16 protein-coding genes and 1 pseudogene are annotated in these 16,999 nt (G+C 36.2%); 8 read left to right on the top strand and 9 right to left on the bottom strand.

The genetic code is table 11. The features are described from left to right. Positions 1-5: 5 nt before the first annotated feature. From NSMS1_RS04730 to NSMS1_RS04705, 6 genes are all read right to left on the bottom strand, one after another. Positions 6-812 carry a hypothetical protein gene (locus tag NSMS1_RS04730; RefSeq protein WP_224091570.1) on the bottom strand — a complete coding sequence of 269 codons (807 nt, stop codon included), beginning with the start codon at positions 810-812 and terminating at the stop codon, positions 6-8. A gap of 289 nt (positions 813-1,101) precedes the next feature. Further along, on the bottom strand, positions 1,102-1,428 hold the full coding sequence (locus tag NSMS1_RS04725) for a hypothetical protein (RefSeq protein ID WP_224091569.1): 327 nt from the start codon (positions 1,426-1,428) through the stop codon (positions 1,102-1,104). Next, positions 1,428-1,787: a hypothetical protein gene (locus NSMS1_RS04720; protein ID WP_224091568.1), complete on the bottom strand. Its 360-nt coding sequence runs from the start codon at positions 1,785-1,787 to the stop codon at positions 1,428-1,430. Before NSMS1_RS04720 ends, NSMS1_RS04725 begins: the two co-directional genes overlap by 1 nt. Positions 1,788-1,844: 57 nt before the next feature. Continuing rightward, positions 1,845-3,059, bottom strand: a complete 1,215-nt coding sequence (locus NSMS1_RS04715; RefSeq protein WP_224091567.1) for an NRAMP family divalent metal transporter — start codon at positions 3,057-3,059, stop codon at positions 1,845-1,847. Further along, entirely contained in the window at positions 3,043-3,612 is a 570-nt protein-coding gene (locus tag NSMS1_RS04710) for a hypothetical protein (RefSeq protein ID WP_224091566.1), read from the bottom strand. The genes NSMS1_RS04715 and NSMS1_RS04710 overlap by 17 nt, the downstream gene beginning before the upstream one ends. A gap of 212 nt (positions 3,613-3,824) precedes the next feature. Beyond that, positions 3,825-4,316, bottom strand: a complete 492-nt coding sequence (locus NSMS1_RS04705; RefSeq protein WP_224091565.1) for a DUF2808 domain-containing protein — start codon at positions 4,314-4,316, stop codon at positions 3,825-3,827. Between the two features lie 276 nt (positions 4,317-4,592). Here NSMS1_RS04705 and NSMS1_RS04700 point away from each other — a divergent pair, with 276 nt between their 5' ends. The 3 genes from NSMS1_RS04700 to NSMS1_RS04690 all read left to right on the top strand — a co-directional run bounded on the left by NSMS1_RS04700 (position 4,593) and on the right by NSMS1_RS04690 (position 7,016). After that, complete coding sequence (locus tag NSMS1_RS04700) at positions 4,593-5,720, top strand: sensor histidine kinase (protein WP_224091564.1); 1,128 nt, start codon at positions 4,593-4,595, stop codon at positions 5,718-5,720. A gap of 118 nt (positions 5,721-5,838) precedes the next feature. Next, the gene (locus tag NSMS1_RS04695) at positions 5,839-6,513 is read left to right on the top strand and encodes a response regulator transcription factor (protein ID WP_224091563.1); all 675 of its coding nucleotides are present in this window, start codon (positions 5,839-5,841) and stop codon (positions 6,511-6,513) included. A gap of 41 nt (positions 6,514-6,554) precedes the next feature. Then, on the top strand, positions 6,555-7,016 hold the full coding sequence (locus NSMS1_RS04690) for a GNAT family N-acetyltransferase (RefSeq protein ID WP_224091562.1): 462 nt from the start codon (positions 6,555-6,557) through the stop codon (positions 7,014-7,016). A gap of 296 nt (positions 7,017-7,312) precedes the next feature. Here NSMS1_RS04690 and NSMS1_RS04685 read toward each other — a convergent pair whose 3' ends face one another. From NSMS1_RS04685 to NSMS1_RS04675, 3 genes are all read right to left on the bottom strand, one after another. Then, positions 7,313-7,828, bottom strand: a complete 516-nt coding sequence (locus tag NSMS1_RS04685; RefSeq protein WP_224091558.1) for a DoxX family membrane protein — start codon at positions 7,826-7,828, stop codon at positions 7,313-7,315. 33 nt (positions 7,829-7,861) lie between these two features. Then, entirely contained in the window at positions 7,862-9,277 is a 1,416-nt protein-coding gene (locus NSMS1_RS04680; RefSeq protein ID WP_224091557.1) for an NAD(P)/FAD-dependent oxidoreductase, read from the bottom strand. A 226-nt stretch (positions 9,278-9,503) separates the two neighbouring features. After that, positions 9,504-9,863: a hypothetical protein gene (locus tag NSMS1_RS04675; RefSeq protein WP_224091555.1), complete on the bottom strand. Its 360-nt coding sequence runs from the start codon at positions 9,861-9,863 to the stop codon at positions 9,504-9,506. Positions 9,864-10,193: 330 nt separating this feature from the next. On the opposite strand from NSMS1_RS04675, the gene NSMS1_RS04670 reads away from it, so the two are divergent. The 5 genes and pseudogenes from NSMS1_RS04670 (at position 10,194) to NSMS1_RS04650 (ending at position 16,982) form a co-directional block, all read left to right on the top strand. Next, positions 10,194-11,255 carry a DMT family transporter gene (locus tag NSMS1_RS04670; RefSeq protein ID WP_224091553.1) on the top strand — a complete coding sequence of 354 codons (1,062 nt, stop codon included), beginning with the start codon at positions 10,194-10,196 and terminating at the stop codon, positions 11,253-11,255. A gap of 188 nt (positions 11,256-11,443) precedes the next feature. Next, a pseudogene (gene cas6 / locus NSMS1_RS04665) lies at positions 11,444-12,521 on the top strand (CRISPR-associated endoribonuclease Cas6). 302 nt (positions 12,522-12,823) lie between these two features. Then, positions 12,824-13,864, top strand: a complete 1,041-nt coding sequence (locus NSMS1_RS04660) for an effector-associated domain EAD1-containing protein (protein ID WP_224091551.1) — start codon at positions 12,824-12,826, stop codon at positions 13,862-13,864. A gap of 14 nt (positions 13,865-13,878) precedes the next feature. After that, the gene (locus NSMS1_RS04655; protein WP_224091550.1) at positions 13,879-14,301 is read left to right on the top strand and encodes a hypothetical protein; all 423 of its coding nucleotides are present in this window, start codon (positions 13,879-13,881) and stop codon (positions 14,299-14,301) included. 86 nt (positions 14,302-14,387) lie between these two features. Further along, positions 14,388-16,982 carry a tetratricopeptide repeat protein gene (locus NSMS1_RS04650; RefSeq protein ID WP_224091548.1) on the top strand — a complete coding sequence of 865 codons (2,595 nt, stop codon included), beginning with the start codon at positions 14,388-14,390 and terminating at the stop codon, positions 16,980-16,982. The last annotated feature ends 17 nt before the right edge of the window (positions 16,983-16,999 follow it).

Here is a 16,999-nt window from a genome sequence, read left to right as displayed (position 1 = left end):
TTTCATCACATAGGAGGCTGCTGTTGAAATGCTATGTAGGTAGATTGAATTTTCAGTACCATTTGCTTTACATGAAACTTTAATAACTCATAATCAAGCCCAATCATAGACCAAAACTCGGCTCCACAAACACGGGGAATACTTGGGCTAGAAAATGTCCAACTATCTCCTGTGCAGAAAGCAGCAGCAAAAAGTCGGTGCGGATGAAGCTCTAGTTCACTTTTTGATCTAGGTGCTTGGCTTCCTGTAAGAGTGTTACGCTGTGTCTTGATTTGTACAAATATAAGTGATCCCTTCCCTTCAGGTAAAATAATAGAGTCGACACCAGTAATTTTGATTCCAAAATCTTTCTCTGGATCAACAGCATGGGGACTGATATTGGCAATTTTTTCCCAAAGAGTACCCATATCTGTACTCAATTTCCTAGAAATTGAATTGCTCTCGGCAAAGACTCCTGCACCGCACATCTCATAAAGATTACGCGGGCTGGCTTCCATTTGTGCTGGAGAACGCAAGTTTCTTGTCATGGAAACAATAAAATTACTGGCAAACTGTCTACATATTGATGATATGGACTTACTCTGACGGCGAAGTTTAAAAACTGAGCCATGAGTATGAGAAATGTCTTTTTGAATCTGGTACTGGATAAATTCAGGTAAGAGCGATGTGAGTACAGTCGAAAGTTGATAGGCACGATGTAACTCAGAACTAATGTTAGGAGGGATATTAACAAAGTTCGCATATTCTTTGATCAACTGTGATCTAGCTGTAATTGACAGTGGTATGAGTTGACTAGCCTGGATTGATGGCATAATTTGCAATGTAAAGGTATATATTGAGGCTAGTTTACTATTAGGTATTGGCTCTAGTCTTTACACAATATAAAAAAGGTTAGTTGACTTATAAAAATTAACATAACCTATTCCTAAGTTTATTCTATATTTAGCTTCACAGAAATATCTAAAAAATCTAATGAAGGGAATCATAGTAAAGAAGATAAACAAGAAGTTGCTCTAACGTAAAACAATCTGTAAATTTAGGTTGATTTTGCTATTACTTAACCTAAATAATTTATCAAATATATTATTATAAGTTTAATTTTTAATAATTTTGATTTAATGACTTTAATTCCTCTAAACTACAATGTAAACGTGGCTTTTGTGGGTCTGTCAAATCTAGTTGATCCCAAGGTACTGTGTAACCACCGTGGATTTTATGCGCCCCTAGTACATGTAATATGGCCATGCCAATATTCCAGGCTGACAACCTTTCTAATATGGCGGCGTAGCCTATGAGATATTCTTTAATTACCCATTCCTCACCTTGCTGTTCAGCACAGATTTCTTCAATACGCCCAATAGCTTTACCTGTAGAATCTATAACTTGTTTGCCTAGTAGTAGTTCTAAATGAATTTCCTGAGCAGCCATTATTTTACCCCCGGAATTTTTGTGATAATGCGATCGCGCAACCATTTTTCATAAGCTAATGCTGATGTTGCTTCTGCATCTATATCAACATCCACATCAATTCCTACATCCTGCACTTTTGACCAAGGGATTCTTAAAGGTTGACTTTGTTTCGCGCCCCACTTCTGAGAAATAATCTCTACCCATTTTGCTAAACGTGGATGTATTCGTTCAGCAAGGGTCGTCATTCCTACTTCAATATAAGCCAGCCTTGGTGGTTGTCCATCACGTAACTGAATAATAATTCCATCAACTTTACCCATTCTACGCTGGTTGCGGTCAACCAATTGATTATCTAGGACATCTCTAATTAAATTCATTTTTATTCTTTCCTTTTATTAGTGAAAGAGATACAATTATTTTAATTTAAACAGATATTATCCTCCAATAAATTCTAGAGGAATAGCTATAATTGCCAATATAAAAGCTAGACCAATCGTCAAGACTATTATTGTATTGCTTATCCAACCATTACGGTATTTACCCACATATAGTTTATCGTTCATTAATACTAAAAATGGCACAATCACAGGTGGTAAAATTACGGCTGTAATTGCCATTGAAAATAAAGTTAGTTGTAAAGGATCTATCCCTACAACCATTAATAGAGAAGCCAGGAAAATAAATATTGTATATATCAAACTAAAACGTGCGGCATCTTTGGGTTTTAGATTTTCTCCCCAATTCCAACCAAAAGTTTGTGCCACAATATAGGCTGTATCCAAACTAATTTCCAGCGCTGCACCAAAGCAAGCAATACCCAATGAAAGGGCAAAAAGTACAAAGCCCCAATAACCTAGAGACTCTGTTAACATTAAAGCTGCTTGTTCATAGCTATCAACTTGAATACCTTTCGGTTTGAGTACCATTGCCGCAACAATTAATACTGCTATTGATACAATGCTACCAAAGCTCATACCTAAAGTAGCAACAGCGCGATTTACACCGATGTTGCCTTCATCCCATTTATCTTCAACTGCACCTGACGAATAAAAATAAAAGAGATAAGGACTAATTAAAGCACCTAAAATACTCACAACAAGAAATAGATAATGCGTTTTATCTTCTTGTGGTAGAGTTGGTAATAAACTACTACCAATTTCAGTTATGGAAGGATGAAGTTTGCTAGTAACCACAACAAAAACTAGTGTAACTAATCCAAGTAAAGAAATCCCATTTTCAATAACACTAAAATTACCATACCAAATTAATAACCACAGCGCCAGAGCAACAGGTAAAGCGTAGAATTGAAAGCTAATACCTGTGAGCAATTGTAAAGCAACACAAACCCCACCAATTTCCGCCCCTAACACTAAAAAATCAACAATAATTTCTGCCACTAAAGGGATAATAAAAAAGTTAAAGCCAAATCTTTCCCTGACTGCGGCAGCTAATGTATGTTTACTTACTGCGGCTAATCTGCCTGACATTTCTACAAGAGCAATCACACAGATTGTTCCGAGAATAATTACCCAAATTAATTCAAAACCAAAAATAGAGCCAGCTTCGGCACTAGTGGCGATCGCACCCACATCTAGAAAGCCACCAATACTAGTAACAATACCCAAAGCAATTTCAAGAAATTTTTTCATAACTTGCCTCTAGTTTTGTTCTTAGCTGATGCAATTTTTGTAATTCACTGTCTAATTCTGTTAATTCCTGTTGAGCTAATAAATGATTATTTTGCTTAATCGCTTGAGAAATTTTAGCTGTTTGATTTGCTAACTGAGCGACATTATTTATTATTAATGATTGGCAAGATTTAATTATGGTTGTTTGTGCCTGAATTTGGGATATTTTATTTTTTTCTTGAATAAACTCTGTTTGAGCTTTATCTAATGTTTGTTGAGCATATTTACTAGGTATATTACCTTGCAGCCAAGCATTTCCAACCATGCCTGTTGTCGCTGCCCAAGAAGTAACACTTTGTATTTCTTTTTTTAAATCTTCTTTACTACTTGAATTGTTACATGATGTCAGTAAAGTCAGTACTAATAGACAATTACTGACAAATGTTTTTTGGTTAATTACTGGCATCTGAAACTTTGTATAATCAACTGTATCTTCTATTTTTTCATTTTGATGATGATTATGTATATCTCTCTTGCGAAATAATTGGTAGTCATATTCATCTATCTCAAGCAATGTATTTTTACCAATTATTCAAGAAAAGGTGAAAACAATTTTTTCTTTATCTATTGATTAAAACTGCTGAAATAGGTTATAAATCAAGATTTTCAATCTAAAACTGGTATAAGTTATTAGATAAAATATACCTGACTTCTTTTAGAGGTCAGGTATCTAAAGATTTTATCAGCTTGACTCAAAGTATCTCTGCTCACACAGATACTCTTGCTTCAGTTAGGGAGGTCAATTCTAGCTGTACCAATGGGTATTTCTCCTTGTAACCCTACTCTTCTAGCCGTTACTCCATAGAGAATAATTTTATCAGCCGGAACTGTTGTTTTCACGCCTGTAAATTGAACTTCTACAGTATTACCAGGAGCAAGAGGTTGTTCAAAGACAATTGATAAATTTCCTTGATTAATTTCTGTCTGAGCCGCAATATCTCTACCAGATTTATCTCTAACTCGAACTCCACTAAAGCGTTGCATTTGGCTAGGGACAGAAATCATTAAGTCTTGTAAAGACATTCCTAGTACTTCTACTTCAATAAAGTGGGTGTCATTCTTGATACCAGAATTACTAATATGAGGAACGTTAAAGTTTAGAGCTATAGAAGGGGGTGATTGTAAATCCTGTGATTCATATTTGGCAGGTGCAGCTATGGCGACAGAAGCTGTAGTGAGTATTAAAGCCGATAAACCACTGCAAATTATACCTTTCATTGTCATACCTCGCTTTTGGGTCAGGCAATACCTTGATTCACGTGCCTGTAATGAATAGATTGAAGGATGAATATGAAATGAGATTGATATAAAAATTAAATTCTGCTGAGATACCCATGCGAATCGTTTCAGGAAAGTGCTTTTAGTCAAAACTGGAATTATCTCAGGAAAAACTCATTTTTCTGACAAGAATTTATATTAGAGTGAGATTATGTAAGCTTATAACTTAATCCTTAATCTAAGATTACTTAAATTATGTAGAGATGAGTCATTCCCATGAATTTATTAACCCTGTTGAAGAGGTCACTAGCTAAAATTGCTCAAGTAAGAATTAACCCCTCTTCACTACAATTTCGTTTGACAGTGGGAATCATTATTATTTTTATTGTTGCTTACAGTGGTTTTACTATTTGGCTAGATTGGGAAATTAAGAAATTTTTCATGATTACTTATCAAGAGCATGGTATCTCCTTCAATGATCCCAACCTGTTAAGACTGATGCAAAACGTAAGAACTGTAAGCATTCTGGTAGTAGCAATAACTATAGTAATTGCAAATTTCCTAGTTAAGCGATCGCTACTACCCTTACACCAGATGAATCAATGGGCTACTACCTACGCTCAAGAACTCAGCCCCTATCAACCAAGGTTAACTGGTATACCTAGTGAAGTAAAAGCGATCGCTAAAACTTGGAATGATTTATTAGTCAGGCTAACGGAAGTTAGAGAACAGCAGCGACAATTTACCAACGACTTAGCCCACGAGTTACGCTCACCTCTAAGTATGGTTTATGCTTATCTGCAAAGAACTTGGCAACGTAGCCATAATTTAAACGATGCCCAAAAAGAAGCTTTAGCAATGGCAGTTGCGGATGCCGAACGCATGAATCAGATATTGCAAGATTTACTTGATTTAGCAAGAGCTGGTAGTATTGCCATGCCCTTGCAAACTGAACAACTGATTCTTAATGATGTAATTGCAGATATGGCACAGATGAGCGAAAAGTTTGCAGGACGAGAAATTTTGCTGGAACTCGCCCCGTTTCCTATCAAAGCTCAAGCCGATCGCACCCAGTTGATGCAGATATTAAATCATTTGATTGATAATGCAGTCAAACACTCAGATATTGATGAGGCAATTACTTTACAGCTAACTCAAGCTGATGGTTGGGCAATTATTCAAGTTATTGATCGCGGCTGTGGTATCCCTTTGGCGGAACAGTCGCGCATTTTTGAACCATTTTACCGAGTAGATACATCGCGCAACCGTGCCACAGGAGGAACAGGCTTAGGTTTATCCATTGTCAAACGTCTAGTAGAACGCATGGGTGGACAGGTAGGAGTTCGTTCAGAACCGGGTTATGGCAGTACTTTTATTTTTAAATTACCAGCAATAGGAGCATAATACTAATTCGTAATTTGTAATACTGCAAGCGAAGGGCTAACGTCAACACAATTGATACATATTATAAAAATCTTAATTACTTTCTAAACATACTATCTTTCCTAAATTGGTATAAATTATGGCTGCACATATTCTACTTGTGGAAGATGAAGTTAAACTAGCGCGATTTGTGGAATTAGAACTGAGTAGCGAAGGCTACAAAGTGAGTGTAGCCCATGATGGTATGACAGGTTTGACCCTAGCGAGGGAATCAGACCTAGATTTAGCTATTTTAGATTGGATGTTGCCTGGATTAACAGGTTTAGAACTTTGTCGCCGCTTACGGGCTACAGGAAACAAAGTACCAGTAATATTGCTGACAGCCAAAGATGAAGTGAGCGATCGCGTGGCAGGATTAGATGCAGGAGCCGACGATTATGTAGTTAAGCCTTTCAGCATCGAAGAACTATTAGCCAGAATCCGCGCCCATCTACGGCGTACTCAAGAAACAGATGATGATTTATTGCAGTTTGAAGATTTAAGTTTAAACCGCCGCACCCGTGAAGTATTTCGCGGTAAACGTGCCATAGATTTAACAGCAAAAGAGTTTGACTTGTTAGAATATCTACTTTCCCATCCCCGGCAAGTTTTTACTAGAGACCAAATTTTAGAAAAAGTTTGGGGTTACGATTTTATGGGTGATTCTAATATTATTGAGGTTTATGTGCGTTATTTACGGCTCAAGTTGGAAGAAAATAACGAAAAGCGTTTAGTGCATACAGTGCGTGGTGTCGGTTACGCACTACGGGAGTGAAGATTGAAAAATTATTCACATTTTCAACAAGGAAATATATAGTGCAAATTAATTTTAAATCTGTAGAAAATAATGACATTGAGATACTTCTGAGCTTCATGCAAAAACTATATGCAGTAGATAGTAGTATCCTATTCAATATTGTTTTTGCTCATCAAGCGATAATTCAACTGTTGAGTGATGAGTCAATGGGACGAATCTGGTTGATTCAATCTCAAAATCAAGGTATTGGTTATGTCACTCTCACACTAGGCTATAGCTTAGAATATGGAGGGCGTGATGCTTTCATTGATGAAATTTATATTGAGCCAGCTTTCCAAGGTAAGGGCATAGGCAAGCAAACAATCAGCTTTTTAGAGGAGATTTGTATCTCTCTCAATGTTGGAGCATTACATCTAGAAGTAGAAAGGGAAAATACTTCTGCTCAAGGCTTTTACCGTCAAGTTGGATTTACAGAGCATAACCGTTATCTGATGACAAAAGATTTAAGTAGGTCGGCGTAAACAGAGCAATTTGTGAATAAGTAAGGTACAAAAGACTAGATTGAAACTCACGTATCAAAAGTTTATAACTCCTGTCTTCAGCCTTATATAGGAATCCGATTTGATTTCTGTATTCCTTACGGGAGCGTAGCCATAAAAATCTCAGTATTTGTAGGGTGGGCATTGCCCAACGCCACTTGCTTTATGTCGGGAAACCCGCCCAACGCAGTGGCTCCCCTACGTATATTTCAAAAATTAAGTATGAGTCCTATACCAACATTAAATATTTACGCTGACTTACTTATTATGAATTGATATTACATATCTTCGCCGGCAGCAGTTACATTATAATCAGCCATTGCTTGGGTACGACGACGGCTCATTTTCTGTTCGTAAGCATCGTAAGCAATACATATCCAAATTAAAGTCATAAACATTATATTTTTGTTAAAGCTTTCTGCCCCATTGGGAAATAGACTACCTGCGGGGATAATACCAAATGCCAGAATGATGCTAAATGTCATGAGAATCAATAGTAACCCTGTCCACCGCACCCAATAGTTAAGGGCAAATAACGCACCTAAGACAATCTCTGCTAAAGGTAACAACCAAGCATAAGGAACTGCAAGTAATAAAGGTAGTGGCCCCACACCTTCCCATCCGGGCGGGATTCCTGGGCCAATAATCTGCAATTTAAGGGTTGTAACTGTTTGGTAAAAACCGTTGTTGACACTGAAATTTAAGTAGTTAGCAATACCAGAGCATAAGAAGAACAAGCCAATGATTACGCGATTAACCATAACGGCTGTGCGGAGATTGAGTAAGTAATTCATGATGAACTCCTAAGTAATTTTAAAAAGAGAATTTTATCGAGAGGGTGGTGCAAGCTGATCGAGTAATGCAGGAACGCCCGTCCATATCAAGTTTTGCTGGAATTGCATCGGTTGGGCAGCCCGCCAAACCAGAGGAGTGGCGAGAATTAATGCAGCTGCGGCTGTGGCAACTCCAGATAACCAAGGTGTTTGTCCCAACTGCATAGGTGTAGCGGCGCGATGACGTTGGAATAATTCGTCCGTTAACCACTCACTTGTGACTTTGAAGTTATGGGCAGAGTTAGGCAATAGTTGTAAATATGCTCCTTGCCGAATCAGATGTCCGGGTTGTCCTTTGATTTGTAATTTGTTGAAAAGGTTGGCAACACCTTCGTTGAGTCCTAATTTCATTAACGTACCGCGCATTTGGATTTGTAGGGGAATTGTTGGTTTATTTTCCCTCAGCCGCTTGAGATTTTGGGCGATCGCAATTCCTTGTTGATAGGCAACTTGGGCTGTGGGTGGTTGGGGATTATCGTTATCAATAGCACAGTCCCCAGCCGCAAAGACTTCAGGAAAATCTGGTAGTTGCAATGTGGGTTTCACCAGTAACCGTCCTCGGTTTTGAGTAACTGGTAACTCCATCAACAAAGGATTAGGTGCAGTTCCCGCAGTCCAAGCGATCGTTCCCGCTTGTAACATCTGCGTTTTTTCATTTTGCCGATACTCTACACCATCAGATGTAATCTTTGTGACAGCCGCATCAAACAGAAAATCCACAGGAATAACCCGGTTTTTCATCGCACGCTGGACGGTACAGCGCAAACTGCTATTCACATCACCTTTGAGAATTTCCCGACTGCGGTTAACTAAAACAATGTGAATTTCACTACCATCACCACCCAACTCGTCATACCAAATGGGAAGTAAATCAGCTAATGTACAAGCCAATTCAACACCAGCCGGGCCTGCACCAATGATAGCGACGGTGAGCAGTAGGCGACGGCGTTCTGGGTTTGTTGTTTGGATGGCTTGATGTAATCTATGGCGTAAGTGTTTTCGCAGTGCGATCGCCTGTTCCCCTGATGTAAATGGCATTGCGTGTTCTGCCGCGCCTGGGGTGTTAAAATAAGTTGTTTTGCTACCCAGTGCTAATACTAAGTTGCTGTAGTAGAAAGACTGACCGGAGGCTGTGTTAACGCTGCGTTGATGTAGGTCAATTGATTGTACAGTGTCTTGTACAAAGTTAACTCTGCTACCAGTTAAAAGTTCTTGGTAATGAGGATATACTTGTTCGCTGTGCAGTTCGCCGCTTAATAGTTCATATAACAACGGTTTAAAACTGAAGCGATCGCGCTGTTCAATTAAAATAATTGGTTGAAAGTAGTTTTGCTGGCTTAAGTGCAAAGCTGTAAATAACCCAGCAAAGCCACCACCCAGGATGACTGTTGGATGAGATGCTGGCTGCATATATGTTAAGTGTTGTTTTAGTAATCGGTTAATTACTGAGTAGTATGGCTGTTTTACTTGGTAATGAGTAATTAGTAATAGATAATTTTAAAACGTAATTACCTCTTAAAAAACCCGCAGATACTTGCCTTCTACTCACTATAGTTAAAGGGACAAAGGAACTTGTCTCATTATTCCCTGTCCCTATACGGCAAGAAGTCTATACAAAATTTCTTTAATCGGGCTACTACTTCACTTCATTAGGTTCAAACTTAGCTATCTTACCTTTTTTGACTGCAACAATCACATCATAAGTTGAACAGTAAGAGAATGTAACATTGTTGGCTTTGTTATAAAGGTTAACTACGTGACCTGCTCCACCTACTTGGATACCAATTGGCTCTAAATCTCCATAGAAGAAACGACGCAACTGATCACCACTCCCAATTTGACCTTTATTTTTAGTGATGGCTGCTATTTTTTGGGTGACAGATAATTCTTGAGCAGATGCTTGAACTAAGGCAGGATTAATTACTTTTAATGGTGCTTCCCAAACAGTTAAAAAACCAGTCAAAGCAAAAGTTGCAACTAAAGGTGCGAATTTCATATAAGTTCCTAGATGTTTGGAATGATTGCGAACAACTCAACTATCCCAGCTGCAACTGAGAGTCTATTGAAGCTATTTCATGATTTTGATGAATTTTTCTGTCTCTTATATTTAGTAAATTCTCAGCATTTTCTCAGAAAATCTACTAACCTTCTAAAATCTAGCAAGTGACGCTTAACCTCATGATATCTTATACAAAAGCAATAGCCGCTATTACGCATTGGTATTAAGCCACAGCCTAAATTAAGTTTCCTCTCAGCAAAACCTCATTTCTGGGTAGATATGGCGACTTAATATAAAGACTGATGCTTTAATTAAGATGATGTAAATGTGACTATACGCAAAAAGCAACATCCCCTAATTCCCCGAATTTCAGGACAAACATATCTCTGGTTAGCAATTCTTATTTTTGGAGCATCTAGTGCAGTTACTCGTAAGCTTACAGAGATTGGCGCTCAACACTTTGTAGATGGACGCAATCCAATTTCATTGTGTAATGTTCTATTCGTTGGTAATTTGTGTGCTTTGATACTGATGAGCCTGATTTATCGGAAACAGTGGAACAAAGCCACTTTGCAACGATTGTCAAAACCAGATTGGATTAGTCTTACAGCCGTAGCCATCTTAGCAGGTGCGTTAGCTCCTGGCTTAATTTTTCAAGCATTAGCACTAACAAAAGTAAATAATGTAATTTTGATAGGACGCATAGAACCACCTCTGACTCTAGCTTTATCGGTGTGGTTGCTCAAAGAACGGATCAGTATTTGGCAATTTGTGGGTGCGATCGCTGCTTTTATTGGTGTTATCCTGACTATTGTGCTTCAACCTCCACAGATAAGCATGGTTAGTATGGGAGGTTTTCACTTGGGTTTAGGCGAACTTTTGGTAGCAATTGGCTCTGTAGCTGTATCTATTTCTACAATTATTAGCAAAAAATATTTCTCTCAAATACCATTAGGAATTTCTAGTATTTTTCGTACTGGACTAGGAACTATCATCTTTTTCTTTACGGCTTTAATACTCTATGGCAGATATCATTTTGCTGATATATTCTCACCATTCTTGTGGAAATGGATGTTTCTCTATGGTGGGTTAATTGTAGTAGTAGGTCAGTCATTGTGGACTAAAGGCTTGCAAAACTCTACCGTAGCTAAAGCTACTTTAGTAGGTTCTTTTACCCCAATTGTAGGTATTATTGCAGCTTATTTAATCCTGGGAGAAGCTCCTAATATGGCTCAATATATAGGCGGGAGCTTAATACTAGCAGGTATATTCCTCAGCCGAATTAACAAAACATCTCAAAAATCTCGCAAAAACGTTACGCCTTCAGAAATTACTTCCGCTCAAGCAGCAAAAGAGATAGAAATGGATATGGGATTTAAGGGGATTTAAGTAATTCGTAATTCGTAATTCATATCAAGTCTATCAATATAGGTTTTGAAGATACATTCTAGCGATCGCTCATACATATTGTTGGGTATTTTTTAGTTTTATCTTGCAGTAGCTACAAACTCACAATTTCATCCCCATATGGGGATAAAAACAAGATAAAATACAAGGACTGTGGCTCAAATAATACCATGCCTCGACGTTCTCAAAAAAAGCCAGCAACCCCATCATCTCAGCTTACATGGTCATCGGATACAGAGTTAGTCGGGCTGGAATTTGAGTTAGTCCCAGAAAAAGATTGTGGTCTTTTCCCTCAGTACACGATTGGACTCCACGCTTGGTTTCTTGAGCAAGTACGTTCCTATAACCCACAACTTTCAGCTTATCTCCATGATGGTGAGTCAGAGAAACCTTTTACTATCTCAGCTTTGAATGGAGAGATTATCAGTAGCGGTAGACAAATACAATTATCTGCAAACACTTCCTATCGTTGGTATGTCACAGCTTTATCTAGTCGAGTGCAAGAATGGTTAGTGCAGTGGCTAGAAAATTTGCCTAAAGTAGTTGATTTAAAGAATGCACCTTTACAAATTCGCTCTGTTAATATTGCCCATCCTGCCACAACTTACACCCAACTGCTAGAATCAGAACCCAGTGAAACTATTGCTTTAAAATTTCTCAGTCCTACCAGCTTTCGCCGTAAAGGTCATCACTTTCCCTTACCCGTACCAGTAAATGTGTTCCATAGCTATCTGCGTCGCTGGAATGATTTTTCGGGAATGTCTGTTGACCAAGATGCTTTTTTGGCTTGGGTAGATGATCATGTCTTCATTACCCGTTGTCAAATCAACACCGCCAAGGTACTAGCAGGAAAAAAAGGCGCAGTTACAGGATTCACTGGTGCAATTGAGTTAAGTTTAGCTAGGGATGGAGCTAAACAGCCAGAATTTCGGCAGTTATTTTATGCTTTAGGGAAACTTGCTCCTTACTGTGGTACTTACTGGTCACAAAACTACTTTTGGTTTAGGACAAACACGTTTGGGATGGTCATCTCAAACCACCCAAGATTTACCTGATGTGCAAACAGTGTTAGCAAAACGCATAGAAAATTTAACAGATATTTTTAAAGCACAACGTAAACGGACAGGAGGAGAACGGGCAGATGAAATAGCCGCAAAATGGGCAACAATCTTAGCAAGGCGAGAAATAGGAGAGTCGTTGCAAGTAGTAGCCGAAGATTTAGGAATGCCTTATGAAACAGTAAGCTGACACGCATCTAAATTTGATAATTTAGTGCCTGAACCCGTTTGCTGCATTAGGTTGTCTTGTAAAACTAGATGCCGAACAGCTTAAAAACTTATGTAAAGTTGGCACGACGCGCTTTGAAAAGTGAGGAGTAGTTTGTTATACTTTTGTTTAATTATTACACATTAAAAATTTAAACTAATAAAAATTAAAAATCACCTTGACTTTTTTCTCAAACCCTTATTCATCTTATTTAAACTAAATATTTGCAAGCCCATGATTTAGTAGTAATAAATCTTTTTCAGACATGAATTGATTAAAATATCATGAATCTATCTGGTAGCGAATTAAAAAGGATGGTTAATGCCATTGTTAAGGCTTATCCTATAAAAGAGGATTTGGCAATGATGGTGCAGTTTGAATTAGAAGAAAATTTAGATGTGATCGCGGGAGGTGGCAATCAGACACAGTTAGTGTTTAATCTAGTTACAAAATGGGCAATTCCTAGAGGCAAAACCTATCGTCTCATTATAGCAGCCTACCAAACTAATCCTGACAATCCTGAACTCAAAGAATTTTATGAGTCTGTGGTTCTCAAGAAACGATTTATTGTACATTCTTCTATCAAAAGCCAAGATTTTGGTCCAGAGATTAATTGGCAGGGGGAAACCGATGAAATTCAACTCCAAAGTTGGTTAAAATCTGAACCAGATTATTGGGATGTAGGTTTTTTAAAACGGGCAATTGAACAATCAGCTTCAGTTTGTCGTATTGAGATTCCCTCTTGTAAGATTATGGGAACTGGTGTTCTAATTACACCTAATAAATTATTAACTAACTATCATGTATTAAGAAATAGTGATACCAATGACATGGAAAGTAATGCTTTAAATGCTATATTAAATTTTGGCTGCGTAACTTCTGATGATGGTTTAGAAAGTCAAGGTAAAACTTTTAAATTAGATAGGCAAAAGCCAATTTTAAAATTTAGTGTAACTGAAGAATTAGATTATGTTTTATTACAAGTGGAAGCAAAAATATTTCAAGTAGCTGATATTAAGCCTGCTCGTTGGGATAGCCGGATATTACCTCTAGAAAAAACTGGAATTAATGTTTTACAACATCCTGAAGGGGACTCAATGAAATTATCAGTCAGTCAAGATGGTATTACAGGAGTTTATCAACATCGAGGTTTGGTTCAATATGTGAATAAAACTGCTGTAGGTTCGAGTGGTTCACCCTGTTTTGATGAAAATTGGTATCTGATAGCGTTACATCATGCCCAAAGAGCGAAAACTTTTGGCTCAATTAGAGAGGGTATTTTATTTACTTCTATTTATCAAGAAATCAAAAATTTATTAGATTAATTTAAGGATTCATTATGGGACGGAGAATTATTACTAGCCAACTAGAGTCCAAAAGCAATGAAGTAAAGATAGATGGTTATTTTGATAAGCTAATCAAGTATATTCCTTCCGAAATTGTAGGTGGATGGATCGCAATTATTGGATTAGTTAAAAGTGTTAGTAATATACCAACAAATATTATACTATGGGTTTTATTAGTTATTTTTACTGGGCTAACTGCTCTTTATATTTTGAAGCAAACTTCTGAGCCGAAAAAGCCTCTAGCAATTAAACAAACTATTATTTCTACGATTGCTTTTATCGTTTGGGTATTTGCTTTAGGAGAACCTTTTAATTCCTTAAATTTTTATAATCCTATTTATGGTTCAATTTTGTTAATTTTGTACAATTTAACTATTCCTCTACTTAATCCTGTAGAAGAGGATCTTAGAAGATAGTATTTTTCAATTCTCAATCAAATATTACCAAAATTTTGTAGATAATTTTGTTTAGAATATATTAAAATCCATAAAGGAATCAACTTATGCAATTATCGGGTGGTGATTATGAAAAACTAGTTGACTTAATGGTCAAAGCTTATCCAAATAAAATTGATTTAGAGCAAATGTTGAGATTTAATCTAGAAGAGAATTTGGATGAAATTGCTCAAGGTCAAACAATTAAAGAAAATAGTTTTAATTTAATTAAATGGGCAGAATCTAGAGACAAATTGAAAGATTTATTGGAAGCAATTCATAAAGATCGCCCTCATTTACAAGACAATATTAGAGAACTATTAGAAATTTACTTTAGAAAAGAAAATAAGCCATTTGTTAGGTATGAAATAAGTCCATATCCTAGTCCATACGAATTAAAATCAGAGGATATCATACGGACATTCACTGCAAGAGCATCAGAGCTAGAACATTTAGAAAGATTACTTATTAACAGTACAGGTCAGCAAAGATGTAGCGTTGTAGGAATATCTGGTATAGGTGGTGTTGGAAAAACAGCACTTGCTTGTTATTTTGCAGAAATAAATTATCAACAACATTTTTATGATGGTGTTATTTGCTTACGAGTGGATGATAAAAGCTTGACAGAGATTGCTCTGGAGTTTGCTAGTTACTATCCCATAAAAATTGACGATAGAGACAAAAACAGAGGTGCATCTCACATTATACAAAAAATCTTTAAAACTAAAAAAGCACTTTTAATTTTTGATAACGCTGAAGATTCAGATATTAAAGCCTTATTTCCTAAACCTTTTCAAGATAAATACTCACTAATCGTCACTACAAGAGATAAACTTTTAATATCTGCTTTAAATATTCCCCATAAAGGTCAGCTTGTGCTTAGTACATTTGAGCCTAATGACTCTTGGAAATTGCTAGAAAACCTTTTGGGTTCTCAACGTCTTGAAGATGAACGAACAGCCGTTGAAAGGATTATTGAGCTTGTAGGTAATTTACCATTAGCATTAAACATTATCGGTAAGATATTAACCATCGAAGATAGCATTACAGAATATGAAGCTTTGTTGCGTCAAGAAAAACAGCGACTATTAGATGAGCGAGTCAGTGAAAAAGACATTAATGTTAGAGCTTCACTTGAGCTTAGTTTAAATTTACTGAAGAAAAGAAACCAAGAAAATACAATTAACTTTTTTGCTTGTTTAAGTGTTTGTTCTAAAGATGGCTTTTCATTTCATACAGCTAAAGCAGCAAGTGGTTTAGATAAGGAGGATACCCATACTCACTTAAGAAACTTACGCCAACTATCATTAATTGAGGGTTCTCAACATACACAAAAAAGATATAGCTTTCATCCTTTAATTTATCTATTTGCTCAAGATTTATTATCTAAAAATTATCAATTAGAACAACAAGTACAAAAAAGATATACACATTTTTATCAAAATTTTGTTAAATATAAAAACTTCAAAAATAAAGAAATTAACAAAATCCTCAAATCAGAATTAAATAATATTGTCTTGGTCGCGCAATGGTTAAAATCTGAGCGGATAGCTGATTATGATTTTGCTTTTTGCCTTATTCCGTTTTTCAATAAAAATGGAAATCTAAGAGAAGCAATTGATATTATTTCTATCTTTATTTCTTTAGCAAATCAAAATTCAGATATAGAAAATATAGTTAAATTATCTATTCAAAAAGTTAAATATTTATTGAAGCTTGATGAACAAAAACAAGCTAAACAAGAAAGTGATTTAATTATAAGTATTTTGGATAAAATAGACAAGAATGATATTGAAATTTATGCAGATAAAGCAACTTGGCTGATTCAAAGAGGACGAATTTTTCAAAAACAAGGAGATTTAGATGAAGCTATTGAATATATTAATCGCAGTCTTGAAATCCATCAAGAATTAAATGATGAAAGAGGTGTGGCAATGTCACTAAATACCTTAGCTGGAGTGTATAAGCAAAAGGGTGACTTGGATCAAGCTTTAAAAATGTATCAACAGAGCCTCAAAATTAAAGAGAAAATAGGAGATAAAGAAGGAATAATAATAGCACTAAATAGTATTAGTCAGATATATAATAAACTAAAACAGTATGATAATGCAGTTGAAATTCTTAAAAAATGTATTTATTTTGAAAGAGAGAATAATAATTTAACGTCTTTATCTATACAGCTATACGAATTAGCTAGAATATGTAATAAACTAGAAAGATATGATGATGCAATCATTCTTCTTGAAGAATGTGTTGTTATTGGTAAACAATTAAAAGACGAACCAGGTTTAGCAAAAACTTATCATGAATTAGCTATTAATTACACTGAAAAAAAAGAGTTTGATAATGCTTTACATTATTTCGAGCTTAATATTGTTCTATCGAAGAAACAAACAATTTCTATTCCTTATAATGCAATAGGAAGGATATTTTTAGAACAAGGAAAAATTAAAGAAGCGGCTGTTAAATTTCGTCAAAGTTTTGAATATGCAGAAAAATTAAAATATGTTTCTGACTTAGAAAAAACTTTACCCCAATTAATTAGAACACTCATCAAGTTAGGAGAAAGACAAGAAGCTCTTGATTACTGCAACCGTGCGCTTGCTATAGATAGTCAGAATAGAACTTTTATACAACAACAAAAGCAACTTTTAAAAAGCTAATATTGTTCTAAAAACGG

This window comes from Nostoc sp. MS1 (genome assembly GCF_019976755.1).
Taxonomy (GTDB): Bacteria; Cyanobacteriota; Cyanobacteriia; order Cyanobacteriales; family Nostocaceae; genus Trichormus.
Note: the sequence above shows the minus strand (reverse complement) of the source record. Positions and strands in the feature narration are given on the sequence as shown.

Excerpts from the sequence above, each read along its gene's own strand:
- NSMS1_RS04695 (WP_224091563.1), top strand. The coding sequence starts at position 5,839 with ATGGCTGCACATATTCTACTTGTGGAAGATGAAGTTAAACTAGCGCGA.
- NSMS1_RS04660 (WP_224091551.1), top strand. The coding sequence starts at position 12,824 with ATGAATCTATCTGGTAGCGAATTAAAAAGGATGGTTAATGCCATTGTT.
- NSMS1_RS04715 (WP_224091567.1), bottom strand. The coding sequence starts at position 3,059 with ATGAAAAAATTTCTTGAAATTGCTTTGGGTATTGTTACTAGTATTGGT.
- NSMS1_RS04685 (WP_224091558.1), bottom strand. The coding sequence starts at position 7,828 with ATGAATTACTTACTCAATCTCCGCACAGCCGTTATGGTTAATCGCGTA.
- NSMS1_RS04650 (WP_224091548.1), top strand. The coding sequence starts at position 14,388 with ATGCAATTATCGGGTGGTGATTATGAAAAACTAGTTGACTTAATGGTC.
- NSMS1_RS04730 (WP_224091570.1), bottom strand. The coding sequence starts at position 812 with ATGCCATCAATCCAGGCTAGTCAACTCATACCACTGTCAATTACAGCT.
- NSMS1_RS04705 (WP_224091565.1), bottom strand. The coding sequence starts at position 4,316 with ATGAAAGGTATAATTTGCAGTGGTTTATCGGCTTTAATACTCACTACA.
- NSMS1_RS04720 (WP_224091568.1), bottom strand. The coding sequence starts at position 1,787 with ATGAATTTAATTAGAGATGTCCTAGATAATCAATTGGTTGACCGCAAC.
- NSMS1_RS04655 (WP_224091550.1), top strand. The coding sequence starts at position 13,879 with ATGGGACGGAGAATTATTACTAGCCAACTAGAGTCCAAAAGCAATGAA.
- NSMS1_RS04725 (WP_224091569.1), bottom strand. The coding sequence starts at position 1,428 with ATGGCTGCTCAGGAAATTCATTTAGAACTACTACTAGGCAAACAAGTT.
- NSMS1_RS04680 (WP_224091557.1), bottom strand. The coding sequence starts at position 9,277 with ATGCAGCCAGCATCTCATCCAACAGTCATCCTGGGTGGTGGCTTTGCT.
- NSMS1_RS04675 (WP_224091555.1), bottom strand. The coding sequence starts at position 9,863 with ATGAAATTCGCACCTTTAGTTGCAACTTTTGCTTTGACTGGTTTTTTA.
- NSMS1_RS04700 (WP_224091564.1), top strand. The coding sequence starts at position 4,593 with ATGAATTTATTAACCCTGTTGAAGAGGTCACTAGCTAAAATTGCTCAA.